At 65.2% G+C, this 23,138-nt stretch carries 24 protein-coding genes and 1 tRNA gene; 12 read left to right on the top strand and 13 right to left on the bottom strand.

The window, feature by feature from the left end; all coding sequences use genetic code 11:
• The first annotated feature begins 101 nt into the window (after nucleotides 1-101).
• Both BLW83_RS13740 and BLW83_RS13735 read left to right on the top strand, forming a co-directional pair.
• Nucleotides 102-566 (top strand): GNAT family N-acetyltransferase, encoded by a 465-nt coding sequence (locus BLW83_RS13740; RefSeq protein ID WP_090848812.1) that lies wholly within the window; start codon nucleotides 102-104, stop codon nucleotides 564-566.
• A 178-nt stretch (nucleotides 567-744) separates the two neighbouring features.
• Nucleotides 745-821, top strand: a tRNA-Arg gene (locus BLW83_RS13735).
• A 167-nt stretch (nucleotides 822-988) separates the two neighbouring features.
• Here BLW83_RS13735 and BLW83_RS15970 read toward each other — a convergent pair.
• From BLW83_RS15970 to BLW83_RS13720, 3 genes are all read right to left on the bottom strand, one after another.
• Nucleotides 989-1,510, bottom strand: coding sequence for a hypothetical protein (locus BLW83_RS15970; protein ID WP_245728890.1), 522 nt, complete (start codon nucleotides 1,508-1,510; stop codon nucleotides 989-991).
• Nucleotides 1,511-1,640: 130 nt separating this feature from the next.
• Nucleotides 1,641-2,384 (bottom strand): Bax inhibitor-1/YccA family protein, encoded by a 744-nt coding sequence (locus BLW83_RS13725; protein WP_090848811.1) that lies wholly within the window; start codon nucleotides 2,382-2,384, stop codon nucleotides 1,641-1,643.
• 199 nt (nucleotides 2,385-2,583) lie between these two features.
• Nucleotides 2,584-3,579 carry an NADPH:quinone oxidoreductase family protein gene (locus tag BLW83_RS13720; RefSeq protein ID WP_090848810.1) on the bottom strand — a complete coding sequence of 332 codons (996 nt, stop codon included), beginning with the start codon at nucleotides 3,577-3,579 and terminating at the stop codon, nucleotides 2,584-2,586.
• Nucleotides 3,580-3,748: 169 nt separating this feature from the next.
• Here BLW83_RS13720 and BLW83_RS13715 point away from each other — a divergent pair, with 169 nt between their 5' ends.
• The 8 genes from BLW83_RS13715 (at nucleotide 3,749) to BLW83_RS13680 (ending at nucleotide 14,373) form a co-directional block, all read left to right on the top strand.
• The gene (locus BLW83_RS13715; protein ID WP_090848809.1) at nucleotides 3,749-4,102 is read left to right on the top strand and encodes a helix-turn-helix domain-containing protein; all 354 of its coding nucleotides are present in this window, start codon (nucleotides 3,749-3,751) and stop codon (nucleotides 4,100-4,102) included.
• 108 nt (nucleotides 4,103-4,210) lie between these two features.
• On the top strand, nucleotides 4,211-5,047 hold the full coding sequence (locus BLW83_RS13710; protein ID WP_090848808.1) for an inositol monophosphatase family protein: 837 nt from the start codon (nucleotides 4,211-4,213) through the stop codon (nucleotides 5,045-5,047).
• Between the two features lie 130 nt (nucleotides 5,048-5,177).
• Nucleotides 5,178-6,560, top strand: a complete 1,383-nt coding sequence (gene mgtE / locus BLW83_RS13705; RefSeq protein ID WP_090848807.1) for a magnesium transporter — start codon at nucleotides 5,178-5,180, stop codon at nucleotides 6,558-6,560.
• On the top strand, nucleotides 6,557-7,147 hold the full coding sequence (locus tag BLW83_RS13700) for a 5-formyltetrahydrofolate cyclo-ligase (protein ID WP_245728889.1): 591 nt from the start codon (nucleotides 6,557-6,559) through the stop codon (nucleotides 7,145-7,147). The genes mgtE and BLW83_RS13700 overlap by 4 nt, the downstream gene beginning before the upstream one ends.
• A 427-nt stretch (nucleotides 7,148-7,574) precedes the next feature.
• Entirely contained in the window at nucleotides 7,575-11,219 is a 3,645-nt protein-coding gene (locus BLW83_RS13695; RefSeq protein ID WP_090848805.1) for a vitamin B12-dependent ribonucleotide reductase, read from the top strand.
• Nucleotides 11,220-11,437: 218 nt separating this feature from the next.
• Entirely contained in the window at nucleotides 11,438-13,099 is a 1,662-nt protein-coding gene (locus tag BLW83_RS13690; protein WP_090848804.1) for a formate--tetrahydrofolate ligase, read from the top strand.
• A gap of 3 nt (nucleotides 13,100-13,102) precedes the next feature.
• The gene (locus BLW83_RS13685; RefSeq protein WP_090848803.1) at nucleotides 13,103-13,459 is read left to right on the top strand and encodes a YigZ family protein; all 357 of its coding nucleotides are present in this window, start codon (nucleotides 13,103-13,105) and stop codon (nucleotides 13,457-13,459) included.
• 140 nt (nucleotides 13,460-13,599) lie between these two features.
• Nucleotides 13,600-14,373, top strand: a complete 774-nt coding sequence (locus BLW83_RS13680; RefSeq protein ID WP_090848802.1) for a hypothetical protein — start codon at nucleotides 13,600-13,602, stop codon at nucleotides 14,371-14,373.
• A gap of 231 nt (nucleotides 14,374-14,604) precedes the next feature.
• Here the strand turns inward: BLW83_RS13680 and BLW83_RS13675 are convergent, their stop codons facing one another.
• The 8 genes from BLW83_RS13675 to BLW83_RS13640 form a co-directional block, all read right to left on the bottom strand.
• A complete protein-coding gene (locus BLW83_RS13675; RefSeq protein WP_143042856.1) occupies nucleotides 14,605-15,081 on the bottom strand; it encodes a hypothetical protein in 477 nt (158 codons plus the stop codon).
• A gap of 276 nt (nucleotides 15,082-15,357) precedes the next feature.
• Nucleotides 15,358-16,980, bottom strand: coding sequence for an anti-phage dCTP deaminase (locus BLW83_RS13670; protein WP_090848800.1), 1,623 nt, complete (start codon nucleotides 16,978-16,980; stop codon nucleotides 15,358-15,360).
• A 1,060-nt stretch (nucleotides 16,981-18,040) separates the two neighbouring features.
• Complete coding sequence (locus BLW83_RS13665; RefSeq protein ID WP_090848799.1) at nucleotides 18,041-18,454, bottom strand: hypothetical protein; 414 nt, start codon at nucleotides 18,452-18,454, stop codon at nucleotides 18,041-18,043.
• Between the two features lies 1 nt (nucleotide 18,455).
• A complete protein-coding gene (locus BLW83_RS13660) occupies nucleotides 18,456-19,133 on the bottom strand; it encodes a lysozyme family protein (protein WP_090848798.1) in 678 nt (225 codons plus the stop codon).
• 66 nt (nucleotides 19,134-19,199) lie between these two features.
• Nucleotides 19,200-19,472: a hypothetical protein gene (locus BLW83_RS15770; RefSeq protein ID WP_090848797.1), complete on the bottom strand. Its 273-nt coding sequence runs from the start codon at nucleotides 19,470-19,472 to the stop codon at nucleotides 19,200-19,202.
• Entirely contained in the window at nucleotides 19,472-19,771 is a 300-nt protein-coding gene (locus BLW83_RS13650; protein ID WP_090848796.1) for a hypothetical protein, read from the bottom strand. Before BLW83_RS13650 ends, BLW83_RS15770 begins: the two co-directional genes overlap by 1 nt.
• A gap of 1 nt (nucleotide 19,772) precedes the next feature.
• Entirely contained in the window at nucleotides 19,773-21,608 is a 1,836-nt protein-coding gene (locus BLW83_RS13645) for a hypothetical protein (RefSeq protein ID WP_090848795.1), read from the bottom strand.
• Nucleotides 21,609-21,612: 4 nt separating this feature from the next.
• Complete coding sequence (locus BLW83_RS13640) at nucleotides 21,613-21,978, bottom strand: hypothetical protein (protein ID WP_090848794.1); 366 nt, start codon at nucleotides 21,976-21,978, stop codon at nucleotides 21,613-21,615.
• A gap of 128 nt (nucleotides 21,979-22,106) precedes the next feature.
• Between BLW83_RS13640 and BLW83_RS13635 the strand changes: the two genes are divergently transcribed.
• Both BLW83_RS13635 and BLW83_RS13630 read left to right on the top strand, forming a co-directional pair.
• Nucleotides 22,107-22,289, top strand: a complete 183-nt coding sequence (locus BLW83_RS13635; protein ID WP_090848793.1) for a type II toxin-antitoxin system HicA family toxin — start codon at nucleotides 22,107-22,109, stop codon at nucleotides 22,287-22,289.
• 49 nt (nucleotides 22,290-22,338) lie between these two features.
• Complete coding sequence (locus BLW83_RS13630; RefSeq protein ID WP_090848848.1) at nucleotides 22,339-22,737, top strand: type II toxin-antitoxin system HicB family antitoxin; 399 nt, start codon at nucleotides 22,339-22,341, stop codon at nucleotides 22,735-22,737.
• Nucleotides 22,738-22,754: 17 nt separating this feature from the next.
• Here the strand turns inward: BLW83_RS13630 and BLW83_RS13625 are convergent, their stop codons facing one another.
• Together BLW83_RS13625 and BLW83_RS15765 are read right to left on the bottom strand one after the other, a co-directional pair.
• A complete protein-coding gene (locus BLW83_RS13625; RefSeq protein ID WP_090848792.1) occupies nucleotides 22,755-22,982 on the bottom strand; it encodes a hypothetical protein in 228 nt (75 codons plus the stop codon).
• Complete coding sequence (locus BLW83_RS15765; RefSeq protein WP_177172576.1) at nucleotides 22,982-23,137, bottom strand: hypothetical protein; 156 nt, start codon at nucleotides 23,135-23,137, stop codon at nucleotides 22,982-22,984. Before BLW83_RS15765 ends, BLW83_RS13625 begins: the two co-directional genes overlap by 1 nt.
• Nucleotide 23,138 lies beyond the last annotated feature (1 nt).

The raw sequence follows: 23,138 nt of genomic DNA, 5'->3' as shown, positions 1-23,138 counted from the left end.
GGAATACCCGCTGCATAACGCCACGGGACAGGGGGTTGTCCCTTGACCCCACCTGCGCAGGCCGCGATGAGACAGGCCGCAACCAGCCCCGCGGACCCATCATGACCCTGACCGTCGCCCTCGAAAGCCCCCTTGGCCCCGATCTGGACCTGCTGTTCGCCCGCCATGTCGAGGCGATGCATTCCGACACGCCCCCCGAATCGATCCACATGCTGCCGCGCGAGGATCTGGCCGTGCCGGGCATCGACTTTCTGGTGCTGCGCGACGGGCAGGGGACCGCGGTTGCCATGGGTGCGATCAAGCGCATCGACGCCACCCATGCAGAGCTGAAGTCCATGCATGTGCTGGCCGAGCGCCGGGGTGAGGGGCTGTCGCGCGCGATGCTGTCGGCACTGGTCGCGCAGGCGCGGACACGGGGGTTCGCGCGGCTGTCGCTGGAAACCGGCGTGCAGGACAGTTTCCGGGCGGCGCGGGCGCTTTACGCGGGCTGGGGCTTCACCGAATGCGGCCCGTTTCAGGGCTACGGCCCCGACCCCAACAGCCTGTTCATGACGCTGGCGCTATAGGTTGCCGCTTTGCCGCATGACTGCCGCGACATGCCACGGCGGCGGCCCGGCAGCTCGACCGGATAGGGCAGGAATTCCGAACCAAGGGTCTGGGGCTGAAAATAGCAGCGGAAACAAGCGGGTAGGAAAACGGGAAACACTTGCGAACCGGTTTCCGAACCGTTATCAGAAGGATCATGGCCCCGTAGCTCAACTGGATAGAGCACCTGACTTCTAATCAGGATGTTGGGCGTTCGAGTCGTCCCGGGGTCGCCAATAAATCAATTGCTTGACGGGATCGTCAGACCTTTGCTCCTTGCGCGCTGATCCGGTTCAGTCCGCTCGCAACGGCAGAGGAGGCGCGCGCAGTTCTCGCCCCAACGACAAAACCCCCGCCCTGCATTCGCGACAGGCGGGGGCTTTCCGATTCCCGTGGTCTCGCGTCAGGAGGCCTCGGCGCGCTTCAGCGCCTCCTGACAGGCGGCCTCGTCGCCGGCTTCCAGCGCGGCGCGGGCGTCGCGCAGCGCCGTGGCCCGGTCGTCGGTGCCGCTTTCAGCCTCGGCCTGTCCGGCGGCGGTCGCCCGGCCCTCTTGCTGCGCCTGCGCGTCTTGGCCCGACATTGCCACATCCGCGCCGCTGTCGCCGGCGCTTTCCAGCGGCGCGGTGCTGCCGTCCTTGGCGATCTGGTTGTCACCGCCCGACGAGCCGTCGCCGGTGGCCGTTGTGCCTGGGGTCGTCGTTTCTGCGGTTGTCGCCGCTTCTGGGGTCGTCACGGCTTGCGTCGTCGTATCGACCGACGCCTCGCCCTGCAGCGGCGCCAGCGAGCCGTCCTTTGCGATCCCCTCTGTCGCTGCAGTCGCTGCGCCTGCCTCGAACCGGGCCAGATCGGCGGCGCAATCCGCATGGGCGGCGCCGGCGGCGACCAGTGTCAGGCCCGCGACCAGTAGTTTCAAAGATGCGGTCATGTTGTTTCCTCCCCTGCGCCGGATCGGCGCCAGTTGGTAAACCAGCGCCGACCGGGGATGTTCCAGACGGCAGCGCAAATGAAAAAGGCCGGCGCAACCGCCGGCCTTGTCCATCGCGATGCAGAGCGGGTTATTCCCGCTGCCCCATGAAGCTGAGCAGGAACATGAACAGGTTCAGGAAATCCAGATACAGCGTCAGCGCGCCCATGATCGCCGACTTGCCCAGGAAATCCGGGTCGGAATTGGCCAGTTCCAGATAGGTGTTCTTGATGTTCTGGGTGTCATAGGCGGTCAGCCCGGCAAAGATCAGCACCCCGATCGCCGAAATGGCCAGCTGCACCACCCCCGAGCCGACGAACAGGTTGACGATCATCGCCACGATCAGCCCGACCAGGCCGATCATCAGAAAGCGCCCCATCGCCGACAGGTCGCGGCCGGTGGTGTAGCCGTAAAGCGACAGCGCGGCGAACCCCGCGGCGGTGGCGACAAAGGTCATCGCGATCGAGCCGCCGGTATAGCGCAGGAAGATCGAGCTGATCGAGGCCCCCATCACCGCCGCGAACGCATAGAACAGCATGGTGACCGCCTGCGTCGACAGCCGCTGGATCGCGGCGCCAAAGGCAAAGACCATCACCAGCGGCAGGAACAGGATCACCCAGCGCAGCGGGGTGGTATAGACCACGCGCCCGAATTCGGTCCAGGCGCCGGGGCCGCCGGCCATCTGCGCAAAGCTCCAGGCCACGACGGCGGTGACCAGCATGCCTACGGTCATCAGCCCGTAGACCTTGTTCATATAGGCCCGCAGGCCCTCGTCATAGACCGCAGCACGCTGGGCCGTCGTGGCCGGGCGGCGGATCGTGTTGAAATCGGTCATCGTATTCCCTCTTGGACCGGCCCGCTGCCAGAGGCGGGCTCACATGGTCGGAAATATCGTGGCTTCGGCCCGGATTATCAACCGCTTCGGCCGCGGCAGAGCGCATTTTTTCGACCCGCTGACAGGTTCTTGACCGGCTCGCGCCGCGAGCGGACGCACCCTTGCGGACTATTGCGCGCCCTGCGGCCTGTTGCGCGGCCTATTGCGGCGCCGCAGCCTCGTCGGTCATGGTCAGGATCACCTTGCCCACCGCCTTGCGGCTGCGCAGCAGCGCGTAGGCGTCGGCCGCGCGGTCCAGCGGCAGCACCGCGGCGGCGGTGGGGCGCAGCTTGCCCTCGTCATACATCCGCAACAGCCCGGCCATGCTTTCGTGCAGCGCCGCGGGGTTCAGGCGGCGGTATCCGCCCCAGTAGAAACCGTGGATCGAGATGTTCTTGACCAGCGCGTGGTTCAGCGGCAGCGCCGGCGGCCGCCCGGCGGCAAAGCCGATCAGCAGGTGCCGCCCGCCCGGTTTCAGCGCGCCGAAAGCCGCGGCGCCGGGGGCGTCGCCAAGCGCGTCATAAACCACATCCACCCCGCCCAAGCCGCGCAGGGCGCTGCGCAGGTCGTCGGTGGTGGCGCTGTCGATGGTCTCGGCCGCGCCGGCGGCGCGTGCGGCCGCCAGCTTGTCCTCGCCCCTGGCAACGGCGATCACCCGGGCGCCCAGCGCCGCGCCGATCTCGACCGCGGTCAGCCCGACGCCGCCGCCCGCACCCAGCACCGCCAGCGTCTGACCCGAGGCCAGCCGCGCCGGGCCGGTCAGGGCAAGGTGGCTGGTGCCATAGGCGATCTGGAACCCGGCGGCATCGCGCCACGACATGCGGTCGGGAATGGGGGTGCAGCTGTCGGCCGGGAACAGCCCGCGGTCGGCCAAGGTGCCCTGCGCGGAAACCGCGACCCTCGTGCCGGGGGCCAGCGTGACGCCGGGACCGGCGGCCTCGACCACCCCCGCGCCTTCGAGCCCGGCGACAAAGGGAAAGGGCGGCGTGTCCTGATAGCGCCCCTCGGCCATCAGCAGATCGGCGAAATTCAGCGCCGCGGCGTGCAGGCGGACCCGCAGCTCGCCCGGGCCCGGCGGTGCCAGCGGCTGCGCCTTGGGCCTGTGGGCCAGCCGCGGCCCGGCCGCCGTTTCGTCGATGGAGATGATTCGGTCCATGGTTGTCCTTGTTCTTCGCCTGCCCGCCGCTTGTTCTGCGCCAAATGCCCCACAGCCGTCAATTTGACCTGTCTTTTTGGTCAGAAACGGCTGTTTTAACCATGTTTCTTCTCGCTGATGGTGTGGGGCCGCGCTAATGCCCCGTCAGGTTGTGTGTAAGGGGTTTACGATGAAACATCATGTCGATGTGCACGTCGGGCAACGTATCCGTCAGCGGCGTTGGGCGATCGGCATGACGCAGCAACAGCTGGCCGATGCGGTCGGAATCAAGTTCCAGCAGATCCAGAAATACGAGACCGGGATGAACCGGGTCTCGGCCTCGCGGCTGTGGGATATCGCCGTCGCGATGGAGGTGCCGGTCGCGCATTTCTTCGAGGGGCTGGACGGGCAGGCACAGGCGGCCGAGACCGACCCGCTGGCCGCGAAAGAGGCGTTGCAGCTGGTGCGCGCCTATTACACCATCCCCGAGGCGCAGCGCCGCCAGCTGTTCGAACTGGCCCGCGTGCTGTCCGAGGCCGTCTGACCGGGCCTCATCCGCATCCGCACCCTGCTGCCACCCGCCGCGAACGGCTGGCTCCCCGGTGGCGGCGGCGCTAGTCTGGCCCCAGACGCGTTGCAGCAGGGTCCGACCATGCAGATTTCCCAGCCCGCTTTGCCGGCATCGCCTCAGGGTGCTGCCGCCCCCCCGGACATCGGGGCGATCCGCGCCACCGCTGCGGCGCTGGCCGATGCCGCGCGGGCTGAAACCCTGCGCCATTTCCGTCGCCGCGATCTGCCTGCCGACAACAAGGCCGGCGCGGGTTTCGACCCCGTGACCGAGGCCGACCGCAGCGCCGAACGGATCATGCGCGAGATCCTGGCCCGGCAACGGCCCGACGACGCCATCCTGGGCGAGGAATACGGCCTGCGGCAAGGGCGCAGCGGGCTGACCTGGGTGCTTGACCCGGTGGACGGCACGCGGTCCTTCATGTGCGGTGCGCCGACCTGGGGGGTGCTGATCGGGGTGACGGACGCGCGCGGCCCGATTTACGGGCTGATCGACCAACCCTGGACCGGCGAGCGGTTCGAGGGCGGCGCCGGCCTTGCCCGGCTGAGCGCACCGCAGGGCGACAGCCCGCTTGCGGTGCGCCGCAACCGGCCGCTGGCCGAGGCCACGCTGCTGACCACCTATCCCGATCTGGGCACCGCCCCGGAAACCGCCGCCTTTGGCCGCCTGTCCGCACAGGTGCGGCTGACCCGCTATGGGCTGGACTGCTATGCCTATGCGCTGCTGGCGCTGGGGCAGGTCGATCTGGTGGTCGAGGCGGGGTTGCGGCCCCACGACATCGTGGCCCCGATCGCGGTGATCCGGGCCGCGGGCGGCATCGTCACCGACTGGCAGGGCGGTCCCGCCCATCACGGCGGGCAGGTGATCGCCGCCGCCACGCCCGCGCTGCACCGCGCGGCGCTGGCGCTGCTGGCGGGCTAGGCGGCCGGCCTTGGCGCGGCGGTTGCGCGCTTAACGTCCGCTTGCGGTTGCCGTGTCCCGACGCCGGGCATAATGTCGCGATTCGACAACAAGGTGCCGCAGTGCGGCCGACAAGCAAGGCAGGTGACTCATGTCCGAAATCCGCACCGACCCCGAGGGAACCCAGGACGAATTGGTTCCCGGCCATGGTCTGGTTGCGGAAATCGCCGAAGCGGTCGATGCCGATGACGCGCAGCGGGTGAACGCGCTGCTGGAACCCGTCCACGGTGCCGACATCGCCGACCTGATCGAGCAGCTGACCCCGCAGCGCCGCGCCCGCTTCGTTCGGCTGTATTCCGGGGAATTCGACGCCGAAATCCTGGCCGAGATCGACGAATCGATCCGCGAGCAGGTGATCGAGCAGCTGCCCGCCGAGGTGCTGGCCGAGGCCGTCCGCGACATGGACAGCGACGATGTCGTCGATCTGGTCGAGGATCTCGAAGGCCCGGAACGCGAAGTCGTGCTGGCCGCGCTGGACGAATCGGACCGGATCGCGGTCGAGCAATCGCTGAATTATCCCGAACACTCGGCCGGGCGGCTGATGCAGTCCGAGGTGGTGACCGCCCCCGAACACTGGACCGTGGGCGAGACCATCGACTTTCTGCGCGCCGAGGACTGGCTGCCCGACCAGTTCTATCACGTGGTGCTGGTCGATCCCAAGCGCCATCCGGTCGGCCATGTCACGCTGGGGCGGCTGCTGTCGTCGCAGCGCGAAACAAAGCTGGCCGACATCACCGAGGACAGTTTCCGCACCATCGGCGTGCTCGAGGACGAAGGCGACGTGGCCTATGTCTTCAACCAGTATCACATCATCTCGACCCCGGTGGTGGACGCCGACGGGCGGCTGGTCGGCGTCATCACCATCGACGACGCCATGAACGTGCTGGACGAGGAACACGAAGAGGACGTGCTGCGCCTGGCCGGCGTCGGCGAGGACAGCCACGTCAGCGACACCGCCATGCAGACCGCGCGCCAGCGCCTGCCGTGGCTGGTGGCCAACCTGTTCACCGCCTCGCTGTCGGCCATGGTGATCTCGCTGTTTGAAAACACCATCGCGGCGCTGGTGACGCTGGCGGCGCTGATGCCGATCGTCGCCTCGACCGGGGGCATCGCCGGCACGCAGTCGCTGGCGGTGGCGGTGCGGGGGCTGGCGACGCGCGACCTGAACAAGGGCAACGCGCGCCGCGTGGTGGTGCGCGAGCTGTTTGCCGGGTTGCTGAACGGGCTGGGGCTGGCGGCGCTGCTGTTTGCGGGCGGCTTTGTGCTGTTCGGCGACCCGCTGCTGGGCATGGTGCTGGCCGGGGCCATGATGATGAACCAGATCGTCGCGGCGCTGGCGGGGGTGCTGATCCCGCTGCTGCTGCGCCGGCTGGGGCTGGACCCGGCGCTGGCCTCGGGCACTTTCGTCACCACGCTGACCGATGTGATGGGGTTTTTCGTGTTCCTGGGCCTGGCCACATGGGTGCTGCTGTGAGCGGGTCCGGGTCCGGGTCCGGGTCCGGCTCGTCCGAAACCGAACGCGCCGCCGCCAAGGCCGCGCTGCGGCGCGCGGCGCTGGCGGCGCGGGCGGCGGGCGGCGATCAGGCGGCGCTGGAACGCAACCTGCGGGCGGCGCTGGCCTCGCATGCCGGGCAGGTGCTGGCGGGGTATTGGTCGATGCAGGGCGAACCCGATCCCCGCCCGGCGATGCAGGTCCACGACGGCCCCTTGTGCCTGCCGGTGGTGCCGGGACGCGACGTGCCGCTGATCTTTCGCCGGTGGCGCGGCGAGGCGCTGGCGCCCGGCCCGCTGGGGACCAGCCAGCCCCCCGATTCGCTGCCCGAGATCCTGCCCGAGGTGCTGATCGTGCCGATGCTGGCCTTTGATTCGGGGCTGCACCGGCTGGGCTATGGCGGCGGCTATTACGACCGCACCCTGGAAATGCTGCGCGCCATCGGCCCCGTGACCGCCATCGGCCTGGCCTGGCAGGTCCAGCGCGTCGATTCCCTGCCGGTCGGCCCTTTCGATCAAAGACTGGACCTGCTGGTCACCGATACCGAAATCCTGCGCCCCGCGGTGTGACAAGCCTGCGACAGCGGTCTTGCGGGTCGGGCGGGGCGCAAGGGCGCGCGACTCTGGGGACAGGCTGTGGAAAACCCGTGAGCAGGGCGCCGCAACCGCCCGCCTCCGTTGCAGAATCCAGCCCTGGACCGGGTTTCGTTAACCTTTTTTAAGATGCGGTCGCGGCCTGAGGCCGGATCAACCCGGCTGATTTTGTCAACCGCAAGCTGCGCCGGTCAGAAAAATAAAATGCTTGAAACCGAACCGCGCACGCCGCAGTTAGTGTAAGCCCGGCGGGACGACCACTAGATATGGTGGAACGCCACGGCAACAACCTAAGAACATCGCGCCGGGCAGATCGTTCTGCCCGCCCTCGGGGTGATCCCTCGGGCAATGGCGCACGGGATCGCGGCATTTCGGCCGCAGCAGAAAAAACGGGGCAGGGACCATGAAGATCGAACGGCGCTTCACCACGGCGGAAGACGGGGCCTACGGCGGGATTTCCTTTGCCACCACCACCTCGGAAATCCGCAACCCGGATGGGACCGTGGTGTTCCGCAACGACAACGTGGAAGTCCCCGAAAGCTGGAGCCAGGTCGCATCCGACGTGATCGCGCAGAAATATTTCCGCAAGGCCGGGGTGCCGGCGCGGCTCAAGCCGGTCAAGGAAAAGGGCGTGCCGGAATTCCTGTGGCGCTCGGTCCCCGACGAGGCCGCACTGGCCAAACTGCCCGAGGCCGAGCGTTTCGTGGGCGAGACCTCGGCCCGGCAGGTGTTCGACCGTCTGGCCGGCGCCTGGGCCTATTGGGGCTGGAAGGGCGGCTATTTCACCGCCGAATCCGACGCCAGCGCCTATTTCGACGAAATGCGCCACATGCTGGCCCGGCAGATGGGGGCGCCGAACAGCCCGCAGTGGTTCAACACCGGGCTGCACTGGGCCTACGGCATCGACGGGCCCAGCCAGGGGCATTTCTATGTCGATTACCAGACCGGCAAGCTGGTCAAGTCCGACAGCGCCTATGAACACCCCCAGCCGCACGCGTGCTTCATCCAGTCCGTCGCCGACGATCTGGTGAACGAGGGCGGGATCATGGACCTGTGGGTGCGCGAGGCGCGGCTGTTCAAATACGGCTCGGGCACCGGCACCAATTTTTCCAGCCTGCGGGGCGAGGGCGAAAACCTCTCGGGCGGGGGGCGTTCCAGCGGGCTGATGGGGTTCCTCAAGATCGGCGACCGCGCGGCGGGGTCGATCAAGTCGGGCGGCACCACGCGGCGGGCCGCCAAGATGGTGATCTGCGACATGGATCACCCCGATATCGAGCAGTTCATCAACTGGAAGGTGATCGAGGAACAAAAGGTCGCCAGCCTCGTCGCCGGCTCGAAACAGCACGAAGCCAAGCTGAACGAGATCTTTGCCGCGATCCGGCAGTGGGATGGTCTGGCTGAGGGCGCGACCGACCCCGCGCAGAACCCGGCGCTGAAAACCGCGATCCGCAGCGCCAAGCGCGCGATGATCCCGGAAACCTATATCAACCGGGTTCTGCAATACGCCCGACAAGGCTTTGATTCCATCGAGTTTCCGACCTACGACACCGATTGGGATTCCGAGGCTTACGCCAGCGTCTCGGGTCAGAACTCGAACAACTCGGTCCGTGTCACCGACGCCTTTCTGCGCGCCGTGCGCGAGGATGCCGATTGGGAACTGATCCGCCGCACCGACGGCAAGGTGGCGAAAACCGTCAAGGCGCGCGAGCTGTGGGACCAGATCGGCCACGCCGCATGGGCCTGCGCCGACCCCGGCATCCAGTTCCACGACACGGTGAACGCGTGGCACACCTGCCCGGCGGACGGGCCGATCCGCGGCTCGAACCCGTGTTCGGAATACATGTTCCTGGACGACACCGCCTGCAACCTCGCGTCGATGAACCTGCTGACCTTTCTGTCGGGGGACCGTTTCGATGCGGAATCCTATGTCCACGCCACGCGGCTGTGGACCGTCACGCTGGAAATCAGCGTGCTGATGGCGCAGTTCCCCAGCAAGGAAATCGCGCAGCGGTCCTATGACTTCCGTACGCTGGGACTGGGCTACGCCAATATCGGCGGGCTGCTGATGAACCTGGGCCTGCCCTATGACAGCGACAAGGGCCGGGCGCTGTGCGGGGCGCTGACCGCGCTGATGACCGGCGTCTCCTATGCGACCTCGGCCGAGATGGCGGGCGAGCTGGGGCCGTTCCCCGGCTACGAGCGCAACGCCGACGCCATGCTGCGGGTGATCCGCAACCACCGCGCCGCCGCCCACGGCACCGGCGCATATGAATCGGTGAACGTCGATCCGGTGGCGCTGGATGTGGCGAACTGCCCCGACATCCGCCTTGCGCAGATGGCGCAGGCCGCCTGGGACGAGGCGCTTTCGCTGGGGCAGGACCACGGGTTCCGCAACGCGCAGGTCTCGGTCATCGCGCCGACGGGCACCATCGGGCTGGTGATGGATTGCGACACCACCGGGATCGAACCGGATTTCGCGCTGGTCAAGTTCAAGAAACTGGCGGGTGGCGGCTATTTCAAGATCATCAACCAGTCGGTCCCCGCGGCGTTGGACACGCTGGGTTATTCCAGCAGCCAGATTCAGGAAATCGTCGCTTACGCCGTCGGCCACGCCAGTCTTGGCAACTGCCCCGGCATCAACCACGCAGCGCTGGTCGGCCACGGCTTCGGCCCGCGCGAACTGGAAAAGGTGGATGCGGCGCTGGCCTCGGCCTTTGACATCCGCTTTGTCTTCAACCAGTGGACGCTGGGCGAGGAATTCTGCAAGGGCACGCTGGGCATCCCGGCCGAGAAACTGGCCGATCCCGGTTTCGACCTGCTGCGCCACCTGGGCTTTACCCGCGCCCAGATCGACGCGGCCAACGACCACGTCTGCGGCAGCATGACGCTGGAGGGCGCGCCCTTTCTGCGGCCCGAACATTACGCGGTGTTCGACTGCGCCAATGCCTGCGGGAAAAAAGGCACGCGCTATCTGTCGGTGGAAAGCCATATCCGCATGATGGCGGCGGCGCAGTCGTTCATCTCGGGGGCGATTTCCAAGACGATCAACATGCCGAACTCGGCCTCGATCGCGGAAACGCTGGCGGCCTACGAGCTGTCCTGGTCGCTGGGGATCAAGGCCAACGCGCTGTACCGCGACGGCTCGAAGCTCAGCCAGCCGCTGGCCGCCGCGTTGGTCGAGGACGACGACGAGGCCGCCGAGGTTCTGGAAACCGGCAACACCCATGAAAAAGCCGCGGTGCTGGCCGAAAAGATCGTCGAGCGCATCATCGTCAAAGAGGCCGTGCGCTCGCACCGCGAAAAACTGCCCTCGCGCCGCAAGGGCTATACGCAAAAGGCGCTGATCGGCGGCCACAAGGTCTATCTGCGCACCGGCGAATACGACGACGGGTCTTTGGGCGAGATCTTCATCGACATGCACAAGGAGGGCGCGGGCTTTCGCGCCATGATGAACAATTTCGCCATCGCGGTGTCGGTCGGCCTGCAATACGGCGTCCCGCTGGAGGAATTCGTCGACGCCTTTACCTTTACCCGCTTTGAACCGGCGGGGATGGTGCAGGGCAACGACTCGATCAAGAACGCCACCTCGATCCTCGACTATATCTTCCGCGAGCTGGCGGTGTCCTATCTGGACCGCACCGATCTTGCGCATGTGAAACCCAATGGCGCCAGCTTTGACACGCTGGGCGGGGGCGTGGCCGAGGGCCGGCCCGAACTGTCGCCCGCGCCCGAGGGCGTGGCCTCGAAATCGGTGGAGCTGCTGCGCCAGATCAGCTCGACCGGTTATCTGCGCAAGCGCCTGCCGCAGGAACTGATGGTGCTGCAAGGGGGGGCCTCGACCGTGGCGGTGGCCTCGGGCATGGCGGAAACGCAGGCCAGCTTTGAAATCGGCGTCGCCAGCGCCACCGTGACGCTGGACGCCCGCGCCAAGGCAAGGATGCAGGGATATGAGGGCGACCCCTGCGGCGAATGCGGCAATTACACGCTGGTGCGCAACGGCACCTGCATGAAATGCAACACCTGCGGCGGCACCAGCGGCTGTAGCTGACACTGAAAGCAGGCCGGGCCACGCGCCCGGCCTAGTCGTCTCTGGACCCCGAGGGGCGGGGAAACTGTCGAAGCAGATGATAACGCGCGGTGAAATCGCGGGAAAATCCAGGTAGCCGTCCGGGTTTCCGGGCGGCGACGGCTTTTGCGCCCGCGCGGCTGCGGCTAGGGTCGGGGGGAAAACAGCGACAGGGCCGACAAACCGGCCGGGGGACAGCAATGAACACCGACATCGAGATCGCCCGCGCCGCGCATAAGCGCCCGATTGCGGAAATCGCCGCCAAGCTGGGGATCGGCGCGCAGGACATCCTGCCTTACGGCCATGACAAGGCCAAGATTTCCCGCGACTTCATCGCCGGGCTGGCCGGCCGGCCGCAGGGCAGGCTGATCCTTGTCACCGCGATCAACCCGACCCCGGCGGGCGAGGGCAAGACCACCACCACCGTGGGTCTGGGCGATGCGCTGAACCGTCTGGGGGCAAAGGCCACGATCTGCATCCGCGAGGCCAGCCTTGGTCCCAATTTCGGGATGAAGGGCGGCGCGGCGGGCGGCGGCCGTGCGCAGGTGATCCCGATGGAGGACATGAACCTGCATTTCACCGGCGATTTCCACGCCATCACCAGCGCCCACAACCTGCTGTCGGCGATGCTGGACAATCACCTGCACTGGGGCAACGCGCTGGACATCGACCCGCGCCGGATCACCTGGCGGCGGGTGCTGGACATGAACGACCGGGTGCTGCGCGACGTGGTGCTGGGGCTGGGGCCGGGCAACGGGGTGCCGCGGGAATCGGGTTTCGACATCACCGTCGCGTCCGAGGTGATGGCGATCCTGTGCCTGTCGCGCGATCTGGACGACTTGCAGGACCGGCTGGGCCGCATCGTGGTGGCGCAGACCCGCGACGGCCGCCCCGTCACCGCCCGCGATCTACAGGCTGACGGCGCGATGACCGTGCTGCTGCGCGATGCGTTGCAGCCGAATCTGGTGCAGACGTTGGAAAACAACCCGGCGCTGGTCCACGGCGGCCCGTTTGCCAATATCGCGCATGGCTGCAACTCGGTCATCGCCACCACCACCGCGCTGCACCTGTCTGATTATGTGGTGACCGAGGCCGGTTTCGGCGCTGATCTGGGGGCGGAAAAATTCCTCAACATCAAATGCCGCAAGGCCGGGCTGACGCCCGCCGCGGTGGTGCTGGTGGCGACAGTGCGGGCGCTGAAGATGAACGGAGGCGTGGCGCGTTCCGATCTGGCGGTGGAAAACATCGGCGCGGTGCAGGCGGGGGCGGCGAACCTCAGCCGCCATATCCGCAACCTGCGCAAACACGGGCTGCCGCTGGTGGTCGCGATCAACCATTTCGCCACCGACACGCGGGCCGAAATCGCCGCGATCGAGGCCGCCGCCCGCGCGCTGGGGGTGCAGGCGATCACCGCCCGCCACTGGGAAATGGGCGGGGCAGGGGCCGAGGATCTGGCGCGCGAGGTGATGCGGCTGGCCGCTCAACCCCATGATTTCCGCCTGACCTATCCCGACGACATGCCCCTGCGCGACAAGATCGAAACCATCTGCACCCGCATCTACGGCGCCGAGGGCGCGCAATTCCCGCCCGCCGTGCTGGCCCGGCTGGAGGCATGGCAGGCGGAATACGGCAGTCTTCCGGTCTGCATGGCCAAGACCCAATACAGTTTTTCCGCCAACCCCGACTGGCTCGGCGCGCCCGAGGGGTTCACCATCCCCGTGCGCGAGGTGCGGCTGGCCGCGGGCGCCGGCTTTGTCGTGGCGATCTGCGGCGACATCATGACCATGCCCGGCCTGCCCCGCGACCCCGCCGCCAACCGCATCCGGCTGGGCGCAGGGGGCCATGTCGAGGGGCTGTTCTAGGCCATGCTGACAACCTTTGATCGCATCATCTCGGACCGCGGCTCGGTCTATGCGGTCTCGGGCGGGCCGGTGGCCGACCGCGCCGCCATCGACGCCGCGCTGGCGCAGCTGAAATCGGCGCGCCGCTTTGCCAAGGCCACCCACAACAGCTGGGCCGCGCTTGTGGCGGGCGAGGGGCTGAAATCCGACGACGGCGAATCCGGCGCGGGCGCAATCATCCTGCGGATGCTGGAAACCGAAGCGCTGGACAACCACCTGATCGTGGTCACCCGCTGGTATGGCGGCAAGCACCTGGGCGGCGACCGCTTTCGCCACGTCATCGGCGCGGTGCGCCATTATCTGGCGCATCGCCCGGGCTGACCGCCCGCCGGTCCCGCCGAGTTCCCGCACGCCGCGCATATCGCTCTGGACCTTGCAGTGCTTGTGGCCGCAGTATCGCCCGACAACAAGCGCGGCCTTGCGGTTTTCAGCACCGGCTGCGGTAACCAAGATGGACTCTGATGCGCTTTCTGGATTTTTCAAGCTGGCAGACCATCCTGACCTCGATCCTCGGCATCCTGCTGTTCAGCCTGATCGCCATGGGCATCAGGGTCATGATGATGCTGACCATCCAGCAGCGCCAGCAGCGGATGAACCGCCAGATCAACGAGCGCCTGCGTGTCCTGATCGCCGCCTACAAGGTGCTGGGCGGCTCGTTCACCGGGCGGCTGACCGTCGATCCCGCTCATCTGGGGCGCAGCCGCCGCCGCGCTGACCCCGACCCCGACGCTGCCTCGGCCGCCGCTGGTGACGTCCCGCAGGGGGAACCCGCGCCCGAAGACCTTGCCCTGATCGCGGTAGAGACCGGGGGCGGCACGGACCCCTCGGCGCCCCCGACCTTTGTTCTGGAACGCCGCGTGCAGATCCGCGACGCGGTCGAGGCCGCGCTGGCCGACATCCTGCTACTGGGCACCGAAACCCAGGTCGAGCTTGCCGCGCGGGCGGCCTCTGACATGGCTGCCGGAAGACCCATCCACACCGCCGAGCTGGTCGCGTCGCTGCGCGACTATATCCGCAAGGCGCTCGATCTGGAAAAAATCCCCGCGCGGGTCGCGATTCCCGCGCAAGGCCCGACACGGCCGGGATCCTCGGGCGGCCGCGGCGCGCGCAGCACCGGCGCAGGCGCCAGCAGCAGGGGCGCAGGCGGCGCAGGCGGCGGAGCGGGCATGGGAATGGGCATGGGCATGGGCATGGGGGCCGGACGCCGCCCCGACGATCCCCCTCCCTCGGCCTGAAACCGGGCATCCCCGCAAACCCGCCATCTATCACCGAAATTCCCGGATGATCGCGCGGTTCTGGTAGGCCCGGAGGGTGTGCGGTAGTCGAGGAATATCAGCAGCTTGCGCGGTAAACCGGCACTTGGGTGGTTTGAGTGTTTTCAATGGGTTACAGCCGGAATTGTAAACGCCGCCACCCCCCTTATCAGCCACGGCTGCACCGATGACATTGATGGACGTAGGACGAGATTAGCTGATTCCGAGATGGTGCTTTTGTGCCTCTCGCACCGTATCGACAAACACCTCCACAGCCTGAAGCAGCGCCTCCACAGCCTCAGCCAACTCAACTGGGCTGACGCTCCCAGAGATTATCGCGTCCCGATGTCGATAGATCAGCCCCCCAAGGATGATCGAGAGATCCCGCGCGGCCTGTCGTTCAACATCCGGGGCGTAGAGGTGGATTTTCTGGTAGAGCAGCCTAGCCTCTGCGGCCAGCGGGTGCGTCCGCCACATATCCACCTCATGCTCTTTCACCGTCGCGGCCTGCACATGCTCGGACAGATGCAAAACGACGCGCACAAAGTTCGCGTATGTTTCGCGCAAATATCTCCGGTGCTCGGTTTGCCGGTCCTCGCGCTTTTGCCGACGACTGAATGAGGTGGCGACAAGGATTGCCGTCAGCGCCGCCACAATCGACGGACCAATGGATTTCGCTAGATCCAGCATCGAGGTTCCTTAAACAACTTAAAATACCCACCTTTTATGCCCCAGAGCTTGGCAGTCAATCCTCGCCGATCACGTCACACCGCCGCGATGCAGAGGTCGGCGAGGCAAGTGATCATTGCGGCCACTGTAACAGGGGAACGCTAAAGTTGAAAATGGATGAATGCCGCCACAATAACCACGCAGAATAATAGCATAGTTCATGGGTTTTATCCAGTTTGAATAGCTGTGATGGCGTAAGAGCGTGTGTAAAGGCGATAGATGCGGAAAACAGCTGCGCTAGCTTATGATGTCATCTTCTTCTTCTGGAAAACAGCTGCTTATCGCGTGGCGCTCTGTTAGCCAGTAGTTATGAACTAGTGGCCCCACTCTCGGAATGCATTTTTCCTGGTACCATTCGTGCACTTCCCCGGACTTGTCCCGCCTTCTTCCTTTCTCAAAAATGTCTCTATACCTGCGAGGCGAAATGCCCTCAAAGTGATGAAGCTCAACTTTTTTAGTGCCGTCTTCGTTCCTGGCGCCTATGGCGTCAGGGTACAGAAGCTCTGCTCGACTCTTTGGGTATGGTTCAATAAAAACAATTCTGTTTATTCCAGATGAAATTATGTGCTTGGCGCAGTTGTGGCAAGGATATGTGGTGACAAATAACGTTGCGCCCTTCACGCTACGGCCTAGGCGTGCTGCATCTGTTATGGCGGCCATTTCTGCGTGAACCATTCTCCCATACTCTGTAATTTCTCCAATTAAAGATTTCAGGATTGCATTCTTTGTATCAGGGTCTGCTAATATATTTTCAGGTGTCAGGCCTTCCCGGAGGGCGCCTTCTCTTTTAAGAGTGCGTAGGAAGTCGAATATTATTCTGTTGGTCTCTTCCTTATTAGCCTCGCCTTTGCGGTCGATGTCGCGACTCTTTTGGGCGTCCTCATCCCAGTAAATTCCGCCCTCAGGTTTCGGGACATCGTTGCACCCTACAGAAATGATGTCTCCCTCCTTTGTTAGGAGAGCTGCGCCTACCTGCCGAGACAGGTCCACAGATCGAAGAGACGCCGCTTTCGCCATATATGTACCAAACTCGTCCTTCGTCGGGGAAATATTGTTTTTCCCGAACAGCGCGTCAATAAATCTATGACACATGGCCACGGCAGAGTTCTCACTTTCGGAGTTTATAAATACATCTCCAAGGTGAAATATTTCCGTTAGTTTTTGCCCGTAATCATTGTCGCCTTGTTCGTGAGAAGGCAGGGCGTCTTGTTCATTTTCGTCAATTTGAATTAGCTGCCGTGCCTCTGCTTCACACTCGTCGTTTGATTTTCCATGAATTTCGCGGCGAATGCGGTCGGCTAATAATTTAAGGCGACCTGCCCTGCTGTGGGTAATTGAAATTTGAATAAATAGATGCCCATAGGTTTTGCGCAAAAGTTCTACTTCTTCCGGCCTCTTTAGTTGTCTGACAATATATGCGGTCCCATCGACAGGGACTTCATACACACCGCCATCAACAGGGGTTTCTTCCGGCGCTGCAATGTTTTCCGAGGTTTTGCTGGTTACATTTTTTCGATGTTGCCTTATTTGCCTAATAATCTCACCGGCAAATACTGAATTATTTCCATAAAGCTTGCGAACTGAGTTCCCCGCCTCGATTTTTTCTTGAAGCGAAGTGGGGGCGGTAATTGACTTGCCCTTCAGTTCAAGAAGCGCTGGCATTGCATCGGAAACACGGATGTTCACAGGTTGGTAGTCAACCCTTTTCAGTGCTCGTGAAAGCGCATTCTCTACGGCGATTATATCGCAGCCAATGGGGCCAACTAGGCCAAAAATCAACTCGGGCTTTAATGGACTCGATGTTGGCAAAGCGGGCCTCGCTAGTGTAGGAAGCGCGTCGAATCGCCGACCGGGACACATGTGACTTGCTTCGATTCAGCAGTTGATTCACAGTAACATAAACTCTAGCGGAGGATTGACGATGGAGGGTGATGTGGTCAAGACCGTCCAGCAGGCGCCACAGCAGGTGTCGACGAGGGTGGCGAACGAGCAAGATATCAAGCAGCAGCTAAGATTGGTTCGCGAGAGCATCCGGAACGAACCTAAAGGTACAAGTGCGTACCTTGCGGGGCACTTTATCCACGCAAGATGATGGACTTATCGCCTTAATTTGATTTGGTGTCGCGGGTTAAGCAGTTCGCTCATATACATCACTCACAACCCGCGCGAAGCTGATCCAGCACCAGCAGCCCCGCCCGCTGCGCCTGCGGGCCGCCATCGGTCGGCAGCGCGGCAGCCAGCCCAGCCATGGACTTCGAGTCCCCACACAGCCACAAGTGATTTGCCCGAACGGAAGCCGGGCCGTGCCGTTGCAGGAATCCCTTTGACCGCTCAGCGCCGCCACGCTTTGAACCAGACTGTCAGGGTGCTCTTCACCCTGCTGTTGGTGCTTGGCTTCACGCTCTGCAGCGCTCATCGACCAGTAGATGGCTTCCTGGACGGCCCGCGCTCGATCTCTGCGTTCAGTTACAGCAGCCCGGCAGGATTGCGGAACCAGGCCGAAGCGCCAGCATCGGCGCACCCCCAGGATATAGGGCTGCCGCCCGGACAGCGGCACGCGATCGCTCGCCCCTCGGCAGCCGCCCAGGTGCTGGTCGCGACGGTTTGGACGCCGCCTGGATCTGAGCGCCACCATAGCAACCGACAGGCGCGCGGACCGCCGCTGCTCTGACCATGGAAGCCTCTGCACGTCTCGCGACATCGCGAGCGTCGTGAAATCTTTCATCTCAGGGACACGACATGAAGCCTGACGAAGATCAGCCGCCTCGGGGCGCGCGAAAGAGTGATTCCAAGAAGGTCCTCCTGAACTGGATCGCCTTGATAGCTGGAATACTGGCCGTAGCTGGCCTTGCCGCGCTGCTTTAAGCAGACCGGCATCTGCCGTCGTCGAGGTCGGCAACCCGACCTCGACTGCCGACGGCTATCCCTGCACGGTGACCGCCTCCAGCCCCAGTCGGCGCAGCTCCTCAGCCAGCCGATCCCGACCGAGTGCCGCGTCCAGCCGCTCTTGGAGCCGGGCGCGGATCATGTCCTCGATGGCGGCCTGCGTTGGCGCCAGGCGTCGGACCACCCCCGGCATCTTGTCCAGCACCCCGCGCGCTGCACCCGAGATAGCCGCATCGGTCACGGCGGCTGCGGGGTTGCGGCGGACAGCGGCGAACAGCAGCGTCGCCACGGTATCGACGGCGTGATAGACCGCCTGCCGGTCCACCGCCTCGACGCGGCGGCGCAGGAAGCCGGGCAGGCCGGAGGCGATGACGCCGATGACCGAGACGACACCCCAAACCAGCAGGTCCACGATGATCGGCTGAAGGATGCTCTGGATGATGGTCATGTCAGCCTCCGAAAAAGATGATTGCGATGATTGCGAGGGCGATCCCAACCGCGACGATGGCGCCTGCGGCGACGGGTTTGGCCGGTGCCGGGGGCTGCCCGGGCGACGGGCGCGGGCCGACGGGGGCGGGGGTGGCGGCCGCATCATGGCGGGCCTTGGCTTGCGCCAGCGCAGCGCGGACCTCTGCCACCGTGGCGTGGGCCTTGTTCAACCCGTCGCCGGCGTAATAGGACTGCCCGGCGAGGATCTGTCGCGACGCGCCCCTCATGGCGCTTGGCACCGGCAGGCTGGCCCATTCCTTGGCCAGCGACAGCACCATCGCATCCTGCGTGATCGCGCCGTCCAGATAGCCCTTGATGCCGCGGCCGCGCAGCAGGTGCATGGCCAGCTCGTCCTGCGTCGCCCGGTCATACAGGCGCGCGGTGTTCATGCGCAGCGCCGAAACCGAGGCCTCGAGCGTCTTGCGAATGATCTGGTATTTCCCCGCGGCCGAGGATGCGGCGCCCGCCGCGACGACCTGCTTTTGCCAGGCGATCACCTGCGCGATGGTCATGGCGGTCAGCTTGACCGGGCGTTGCGCCTTGGGGATGCCGCCATAGACGACATCGTAATCGCCGCGGCTCTCGTATTTGCCGATCAGGTCGAGGATCGGCTGCATGTGATGGATGGTGATGTCCATGTGTCCCTCGAAAATGCAAAAGCCCCGCGCGATGGCGGGGCGAATGTTAGACGGATGTTAGACGGGTCAGCGGCCGGTGCGGGTCTCGCTGACCTCGGCATAGATCCGGTCCAGCGTCAGCTTGATGCCGGATAGCGTCTCGTCGATGCGCGCAAACTGCACCGCGTGCGCGTGCGCGTTGGCCTCGATGTCGCGCAGCCGGGCCTCGTGCCGGTCCAAGTGGGCGCTGTGATCCTTGCTGCGCAGGTCGAGCCATCGCGACCACCAGATGATCGCGACGATGGCCATGATCTGGGTCCAGCCGTTGCGGATCAGCTGGGCCAGGTCGAAATCGGTCATCAGCCCAGATCCTCGGTGATCTGCACCAGCAGATAGCCGGCGTTCGGGAACGTCTCGACTGCGCCGTCCAAGTGGGTCACCTCGAATTCCGCCCGCCGCAGACCAGTGCGGTCCGTGTCACCCGGTTGCCAGTCGTATTGCACCACGGGCGGGCTGGGGCTGATGATCTGCGCCGGCAGTCGCGCGCCGCCGTCCATGACCAGCACCACGCTGGCCCCGGTCAGGTCCACGGTTTCGGGCAGCAGCGCATAGCGCAGGGCCGGGGCGGTATCGCCCCGCTTGATGGTAAATGTCGCCATGTCAGGGCCTCTGGATAGTGCCGGATCGGATGGATGGTGCCAGGGTGCCGCCCTGCGGATCGCCGGGATAGGCGTAGCGCGATGTCTGCGACCACAGCCGCATGATGATGCTGGCCATGTCTGGCGCGTCGCTGGCAGACAGCGTTGCACCGATGCGGACGGCAACCGACAGGCGCGCGCTGTCCGGGGCGTCACCCGCGGCAAGCCCTGCGCGGATCGGCACGGCGGCTTGGATCGCGGCCTGATCCGGCGCGTCCGATGCCGCCACGCGCGCCATGATTGCGGGCCAGCCGGTGCCGGCGATGATCCGGGCGATGTCGGGCGCGTCGCTGGCAGACAGCGTTGCACCGATGCGGACGGCCAGCGACATGGCGGCGGTGTCCGGGGCGTCGGATGCAGCGATGCGGGCCATGATGGCGGGCCAGCCGACGGTTGCCCTGATCGCCGGACGGTCCGGCGCATCCGCCGCGGCGAGGCTCGCCCGGACGGGCACCGTGGCGCTGATGCTGGCGCTGTCTGGCGCATCTGCGGCCGCCATGGACGCAGCGATGGCCGGCCAGCGGACCGAGGCGGTGATGCGCGCGGTATCGGGCGCGTCGGAGGCAGCAAGCGCCATCGTGATCGGCGGATCGCCCTGCGACTGCACCCTTTCGGCCGCATAGACTTCGAGCGCCGCGACCTCCTGTGGCGTAAAATCCGCGCCGATCTTGATCACCACGTCGCGCCAGCGCAGACCGCCGGGCGCCAGATTGCTGCCGCCGCCGATGATGAAATTTGTCCCGGACCGGGCCGCATTGCGACTTGGATCAGTTAACGCTGCGCCGCCCAGATCGACGCCGTTGTGGCGCAGCGAATATCCGGAGATTGCCGTCGTGCCGGCTGCCGCAGTCCAGCAAAATGTCTCTGGCCCGGCCGCTGCCGGAACAGGCCAGGTGGCAGTGCGGGTGGTGTTATTCGTGGTGCGGAACAGGCCGTCGCCGTGGAAGTTGAGGTGCTGATTATCGTTCAGGACAGCCGAGGCAACGCCGTTGTAAATGGCAGTGCCAGCCGGACGCGACCCGTCCGCGAGCACCCAGACAGCAAGCCCGGCCGAGGCCGACCACGCCGAGTGGGTGCCGCTGAGCACGCCCGCCGCGCAGTCCATCCACTCGACACCGGCAACAGTAGCCCTCGCCAGCGCCCCGGTCAGGTCCAGCGGCATCGACAGGCCGTGCGCTGTGTCCACGCCTGCCGTGGTCACATCCTCTTGGCGGTAATGCCAGAAATCTCCGGCGACGAGCGGGAAGCCGCCATTTACCCACGTCGCCAACAGCGCGCGCTCGGCCTCGGTCGGGACGCGGTCGTAAAAGGCCATCCGATGAATGGTCCCGGTCGCCCGATCCATCGGGGTGCCGTCATTGAGGCGATACCCGATGAACAGATGCGAGGATGCGGCAACGTCTTGGTTTGGCAGATCGTTGTTAACAAACCCGAACGGCTGGTGGTCGATAAAATCGGTCCCGGCAGTGCTGAACCAGAACTCCCAGAGGTGGTTGGCCGTTGCGCTGATAGCCGGGGCCTCGCCAATGACCTGATTCGGCCAGCCCGGTGCCGCCATCAGGCCGTAGAGCCCGTCCCAGCGCTCCGCCTGGAACGTGTTTTGCTCGTGGAAATTGTCGTCGGGATTGCCGACCCGGAAAATCACCCCCTCGCTGCCCGCTGTCTGCGCGGACACCACGCAATAAAGCGGTCCCGCTGCCCGAGGCATCGGGATTGCCGGCACAATGGGGCCGGACGCCGCAAAATCAATCGCGACGTCCGTTGACCACAGCAACCCGGCCGTGATGGGCGGCGACATCGGATCAGCCGTCCGTCAGCGTGGCGTTGGAGATAACGATGTCCTGGCCGGCGTTGATGTTGGTGTTTTGCAGCTCGACATCCGCGCCGCTGTCGCCCAGCCCCACGGTCATGCCGGTTGCCACGTCCGCATCGCTGCTGTTGCGGATGCGGGCGGCCGCCGCGGTGCCGCTGGCGGTGGCCGCTGCGGTGGCATTCGTAAACCCCAGCGTCCAGACGCCATCTGCCACGGTGCCCCCGGTCGCCGAAAGCGTATGGCTGGACAGCACGACGCCGCCCGCGTCCAGCAGTTGCAGCGCGCCGCCGGCACAGGCGTCACGGGTGGCGGTCATCCGGGTGGTGCGCAGCGCGCTGGTGTAGTTCACGGCCATGATGGGCCTCCATTGCAAAAAGCCCGGCGGATTGCCGGGCGAGGATGCACATTTATTTGTGCGCTGGTGATTGACGATCAGGATGCTTATGTGTATATAAATACACATACAGCAGAGGGGCGACAGGGTTGGAAACGAATTCCCGAAAGCTCCTGAAGGTTCTGAAAGACGCAGGTTTCGAAGAGGTGTCCAAGCGCGGATCGCACCTCAAGCTTCGGAAAGGGGATCGTGTCGTGATCCTGCCGCACCCGAAAAAAGACCTGCCTGCCGGAACCGTCAGGAGCATCTATCAGCAGGCCGGGCTGCTTTAGCCCGCTCACGCTCGCCTCTCTGCAACCACGTGAAGCCAGGATGTGCATCATGCGTTACTACACCGCAGTCGTTCACAAGGATGAAGACAGCGCCTATGGCCTGACCTTCCCCGATCTTCCCGGCTGCTTTGCCGCAGCCGACAGCTGGAATGACATTCCCGTCGCGGCCGCCGAGGCGCTCGACCTCTGGTTCGAGGATCAGCCGGATGTGGAGCCGTCACCCTTGGATGCCGTCCGCAAACAGCCGGAGGTGGCCGTGGCGATCGGGCAGGGGGCGGTCCTGATGTCGGTGCCGTATATTCCGGCGGATACCGCACTGGCCCGGGTCAACATCTCGATCGAACGCGGGTTGCTGCGCGCGATTGATGAGACCGCGCGCGCCCGGGGCATGACCCGGTCATCGTTCCTCGCCTCGTCCGCCCGTCGGGAGCTGACCGGCAGCGTTTGACACCGGGCTGTTGAGCGTCAGGCGGCGCTGATCTGAATCGTGGTTGCCGACCGCATGCGCGCGGAACAGTCCGGGCAGAAGCAGAGCGGCGACTGCCGCTGCTCGGACAGGCTGACGTCAAGCCAGAGGTGGCCGGTCATCCATCCCGCGACAGCAACGCCATCGGCGCGGTCTGTCGCCTCGGTTACGCCGCAGCGGTCGCAGGCGCAGATGGTCTGATGGGATTCGTTGTCGAGATAGATCATCACGCCCCGCTCGGGCAGAATTGCGCCCAGAATTTGACCAGCTTTTCGGCCTCGATCCGCGACACGCCATAGGGGCCGGATAGCGATTTTCCCCGCATGTCACGATAATGCGCCTCGGACGCCGCCAGGTAATCACAAGCCTGCTGTTCGGTCACT

The sequence above is a fragment of the Paracoccus alkenifer genome, assembly GCF_900108405.1.
GTDB lineage: Bacteria > Pseudomonadota > Alphaproteobacteria > Rhodobacterales > Rhodobacteraceae > Paracoccus > Paracoccus alkenifer.
This window is presented reverse-complemented; position numbering and strand designations above follow the sequence as displayed.